Origin of the sequence: Intrasporangium sp., assembly GCF_036566125.1 — a bacterium.
Lineage (GTDB): Bacteria > Actinomycetota > Actinomycetes > Actinomycetales > Dermatophilaceae > Intrasporangium.
Genome location: NZ_DATCWX010000056.1, coordinates 1 through 4,381 on the forward strand (window position 1 = coordinate 1; position 4,381 = coordinate 4,381).

Here is a 4,381-nt window from a genome sequence, read left to right on the forward strand (position 1 = left end):
CGGCCACGGCGTCGAGGGCCCGGTTGATGCGGGCCTTGGCGTCCTCGGCGACCTCGGCCAGCGCCGCACCGGAGGCGATCTGGGTCATGAACTCGGGATTCATCGCCTGGACCACCGTGCGGCCCCCGTCGTCGACGCGGACGACGACGTTGCAGGGCAGGAAGACCCCGATCGACGGCTCCGCCTGGATCGCTGCGTGGGCCAGCGGTGGCCGGCAGGCGCCGAGGATCACCTGCGGCGGCAGGTCGGCGCCGATCTTGGCCTTGAGCGTTGCCGCGAGGTCGATCTCGGAGAGGATGCCGAAGCCCTCGTCGGCGAGCCGCTCCCTCGTGGCCTGGAGGGCCTCCTCGAAGGAGAGGCCGGTGGTGACGGTGATCGCGTGGTCCATCGTGGTGCTCCTCGTCAGGTCTCGTGAGGCGGACTCAGGCATCGGCCTTGGCGCGCTGCTCCTCGATCTGGCGCCGCACGTCCTCCATGTCGAGGTCGCGCACGGCGTGGATGACCTGTTCGAGCGCGGGCGCGGCCAGGGCGCCTGGCTGACTGAAGACGAGGATTCCATCGCGGAAGGCCATCAGGGTCGGGATCGAGGTGATCCGGGCAGCGCCGGCAAGCTGCTGCTCGGCCTCCGTGTCCACCTTGCCGAAGACGATGTCGGTGTGCTCTTCCGAGGCCGCCTCGTAGACGGGGGCGAACATGCGGCACGGGCCGCACCACGATGCCCAGAAGTCGACGAGGACGATGCCCTCGCCCGAGATGGTCGACTCAAAGTCGGTGTAGGTCAGGTTGCGCGTGCTCATGTGCTTCCTTCAGGTGTGCGGCTGCGCCTGACTGGCGCATCCCGGCGGGTGTGCTCTACAGTGATCACAACATACCCCCTGGGGTATATATTCCGACACCGACAGACCTGAGGAGCAACTCCATGTGCCGTCCCGCCAACTGCAGGACCTGCGGCAAGACCACGTGGGCCGGCTGTGGCCAGCACGTCGACCAAGTGATGCGCAACGTGCCCCAGGCGCAGCGCTGCCCGGGGCACTCGAAGGACGCCACGGCCTCGACGGGCGGCTTCCTCGGCAAGCTCTTCGGTCGCGGCTGACCAGCCGCACCGACCGAGCCAGCCCCTTCCCGTGACTCGGTCGGACCGGAGAAACCGATGGGCCGAGTGCGTTCCCCCCGACGCACTCGGCCCATCTCAATTAGTGAGCCGGAGTGGGGGTCAGGCGACCTCGACATCGATCTCGACCGGCACGCCATTGGTGAGCACGTCGTAGACGGCCGATCGGCGGCGGGACTGCTCGACGATCTCCCGGAGGACCCCCTCTGGCGCATCGCCCTTGATGGAGAACGTGATGTTGAGCCGCTGGTAGCCGTTGCGGACGTCCTGGAGGCCGAGGATGCCATTGAGGTCGATGTCCCCCGTCACGGTGGAGCGGACCTCAGCCAGGGTGACCTTGCGGGCGGAGGCGATGTTGGCGATGCCCGCGGTCAGGCAGGCGGCGAGGGCGTGGAGCAGGAACTCCACCGGCGTTGGCCCGTTGTCCTTGCCCACGAGGACCGCCGGGTGATCGGCGTCGAAGACGAACTCGCGCTCGTGGACCCGGTCCTCGCCGACTCCGAAGTAGTCGTGGATCGTCGATCGGCTGTGGGTGCCCTTTGCCCACTCGTTGTGCGCCCGGAACTGGAACTGCGCCGCGACGGGCATCTCCCTGACGGCGTTCAGCGTCGCGAAGAGGGTCGGCGTGTCCACGCCGTTGCGGTGCGTGACGGACGATGTCGTGTCGGTTGTCATGAGACTGCTTTCTCCTGGTGGTTCTCTGGTGGTGTTCCTCAGGCTGGTGCGGTGAGGGCTGCATCGGTTCGCGCTCCCGGGCGCGCTTCGGCGGCGCGCGGGAGTGGCCGGGAGTGCAGCTCCCCGGCCAAGTCATCGATCGCGACAGCCAGGTCGCGCTGGAGTGCCACGAACCTCTCCTGGTCCGGGAACGCGGCAAGACCCACGGTGATCTCGAAGATGCGGGCGGACATCCGGTCCCGGTGGGACTCGTAGCGGGCCAGCGCCGAGACCTCGAGAGCGGGGCAGTGCAGACTCGTGTCGACGGCCTGTGCCAGCAGCTCCGCGTCGCGCAGTGCGTCGCTGATGCCGTGGCCGGTGATGGCGTCACGGTGATAGCCCGCGTCGCCGACCAGGGACCACCCCGGGCCGAACGGTTTGCGGAAGTGGTTGGGCATCCGGAGCATGCCGCGCACCGGCGTCCGCTGATCCTCAGGCGCCAGCCTCTCTGCCAGCCCGGGGGCGTGGTCGGCCAGCACCGCCGCGAGGGCCTCATCCGCCCCGTGCGCGCCGTGCCGGTAGTGCCGGGCGAGGCTCTCGGTGGTGATCGCCCAGACGCAGGCCTCGCCGCCATGGGTGGGGAAGACCCCGGCGAACACTCCATCGGACAGGTGGTACTCGATCGCCTCCCAGTCGCCGGCGAAGTACGCGAACTGGCACGCACCGGAGCTCGGTCGCACGATGGTCGGCTGGGCGTCCACCGAGCGCGCGATCCTCGAGCTGAGTCCGTCGGCCCCGACGACGTGGCGTGCGTGCACCTCGATCGGACCTGACTCGTCGTGGCCGTGGACGCCGACGATGCGCCCGGTCTCGTCACGAAGGACGCCATCGACGGAAACCCCGGCTCGCAAGTGGGCTCCTGCTCCGAGCGCCGCCCGCTGGAGGATGTCGTCGAGCACGTACCGGCGCGGCGCCAGCACGAAGTCGACGCCGTAGCGGTCCTTGATGGTGCGCGACAGGAACCCGAGGTCGCTGGTGAACTCGACCCGGCGCAGCCGCGGCGTGCCGCTCTCGACGAGGTCGCCGACGACACCGAGCCGGTCCAGCAGCACCATCCCGGATCGGGCGATGACGTGCGTCGAGATGGTGTCGCTCGGGAAGTCGGCTCGGTCGAGCAGGAGGACGTCGTGCCCGGCCCTCGCCAGGTGCCTCGCGGTCGCGGCTCCGGCGACGCGGGCCCCGATGATGACGACCTCTGACTCGAGAACCCGGGCCGAGCGACTGGTTGCCCACGCGGTTTCCTTGGCCTTCATGTGACCTTCACCTGTTGTCTCCCTGGTTGGCTGAGACAACGGTGGCCGGACCGCGCCGACGGGTTCTCGGACTAGATGTGGACTTCTGCTGGACGGTTCGTGGATTCGTCCTCGGCGAGGAACGCGTCGATCTCTCGCAGCGCCTGCGCCCAGGCCGGCTCGTCGCGCTGCATCAGGTGGTTGCGCGTATCGAGGGGCACGAGACGGCTGCCCCTGATCCGGGTGGCGTACTCGCGTCCCTGGGAGAACGGGATCCGCACCTCGTTGCGCCCGTGCAGGATGAGGGTCGGAACCCGGACCTTCGTCGCGGCCTCGCGGACGTCCATGTTGACCGAGACATTGTTGAGGCGCAGCGCATTCTCGGCCGACGTCGTCCGGCGCATCAGGGCGGCGAAGTCACTCCAGAGCTGCGGGTCGGCGTCGGGCATGAACGTCGAGGAGAAGTACAGACGGAAGGACGGGTCCTCGCGGCCCCAGCCCATCTGGATCAGCTCGGCCTGCATCTCGGCCTCGCGGCGCTGCTCGGGAGTCGTGGCCCGGGCCACCCGGCCGATGACGAACGCGCCGATGAGGATGAGGCGGCTGACCCGCTCAGGATGGCGGACGGCGTACTCCACCGCGACCGGTCCACCTTGGGACAGGCCGAGGAGCGGGAAGCGCTCGAGTCCCAGGTCGTCGACGACGGTCTCGAGATCACGCACGAACGCCTCGAAGGAGATGTCCCCGGGGTCCTGGTCCGAGAGACCGCAGCCGCGCTCGTCGTAGCGGATGAAGGTCCGGCCCCGCGAGAGTCCTTCCATCCAGTGCCGCCACACCGGACTGTCCCATTCGTAGTCGAGGTGGGTCATCCAGTGAGCCGCGCGTACCAGTGGCGGACCTTGGCCCACGGTCGCGTAGGCGAGGCGCACCCCGTCGCTGGCCTCGCAGAAGCGGATCCGCTGCTCGAGTCGACGCGGATCCGGTGGGGCGATCGCAGTCACCGTCTCGCCGCCTGTCGCACCGTCGGCGACCTCGACGTCGGCAACCCAGCGATAGCCCCGCCCGTGGATCGTCTTGATCACCCCCTGGACCTCGCCGTCGTCGCCCACGACGCGACGCGCTGCCTTGATCCTGCTCGTCAGCGTCGACTCGCTCACGAACCGGTCGCCCCAGACGGTGTCGAGCAGCTCCGTCTTGGGCACCACGCGGTCCCGGTTGAGCACCAGGTGGGACAGCACCTCGAAGACCTGCGGCTGGACGTGGACCGGCTCCCCGGCCCGCTCGAGGAGGAACCGGTCGGTGTCGAGCAGGACGTCTCCGAACG

At 69.1% G+C, this 4,381-nt stretch carries 6 protein-coding genes; 1 reads left to right on the top strand and 5 read right to left on the bottom strand.

Annotated elements, in window-relative coordinates:
- On the bottom strand, positions 1 to 388 hold a 388-nt coding region (locus tag VIR15_RS03305), incomplete at its 3' end, for a DUF302 domain-containing protein (RefSeq protein ID WP_331926048.1).
- Positions 389 to 422: 34 nt separating this feature from the next.
- Positions 423 to 797 carry a thioredoxin gene (gene trxA, locus VIR15_RS03310; RefSeq protein WP_331926049.1) on the bottom strand — a complete coding sequence of 125 codons (375 nt, stop codon included), beginning with the start codon at positions 795 to 797 and terminating at the stop codon, positions 423 to 425.
- Between the two features lie 122 nt (positions 798 to 919).
- Between trxA and VIR15_RS03315 the strand changes: the two genes are divergently transcribed.
- Positions 920 to 1,093 carry a DUF8730 family Cys-rich protein gene (locus VIR15_RS03315; RefSeq protein ID WP_331926050.1) on the top strand — a complete coding sequence of 58 codons (174 nt, stop codon included), beginning with the start codon at positions 920 to 922 and terminating at the stop codon, positions 1,091 to 1,093.
- Between the two features lie 120 nt (positions 1,094 to 1,213).
- On the opposite strand, the gene VIR15_RS03320 is transcribed toward VIR15_RS03315, so the two are convergent.
- The 3 genes from VIR15_RS03320 to VIR15_RS03330 form a co-directional block, all read right to left on the bottom strand.
- Positions 1,214 to 1,786, bottom strand: coding sequence for an OsmC family protein (locus VIR15_RS03320; RefSeq protein WP_331926051.1), 573 nt, complete (start codon positions 1,784 to 1,786; stop codon positions 1,214 to 1,216).
- Positions 1,787 to 1,824: 38 nt separating this feature from the next.
- Positions 1,825 to 3,078: an NAD(P)/FAD-dependent oxidoreductase gene (locus VIR15_RS03325; protein WP_331926052.1), complete on the bottom strand. Its 1,254-nt coding sequence runs from the start codon at positions 3,076 to 3,078 to the stop codon at positions 1,825 to 1,827.
- Positions 3,079 to 3,149: 71 nt separating this feature from the next.
- Positions 3,150 to 4,381, bottom strand: a 1,232-nt coding sequence (locus VIR15_RS03330; RefSeq protein ID WP_331926053.1) for an alpha/beta hydrolase, incomplete at its 5' end; no start/stop codon positions are given.

Coding starts and splice junctions, on each gene's coding strand:
- VIR15_RS03315 (WP_331926050.1), top strand. CDS start 920: ATGTGCCGTCCCGCCAACTGCAGGACCTGCGGCAAGACCACGTGGGCC.
- VIR15_RS03325 (WP_331926052.1), bottom strand. CDS start 3,078: ATGAAGGCCAAGGAAACCGCGTGGGCAACCAGTCGCTCGGCCCGGGTT.
- VIR15_RS03320 (WP_331926051.1), bottom strand. CDS start 1,786: ATGACAACCGACACGACATCGTCCGTCACGCACCGCAACGGCGTGGAC.
- trxA (WP_331926049.1), bottom strand. CDS start 797: ATGAGCACGCGCAACCTGACCTACACCGACTTTGAGTCGACCATCTCG.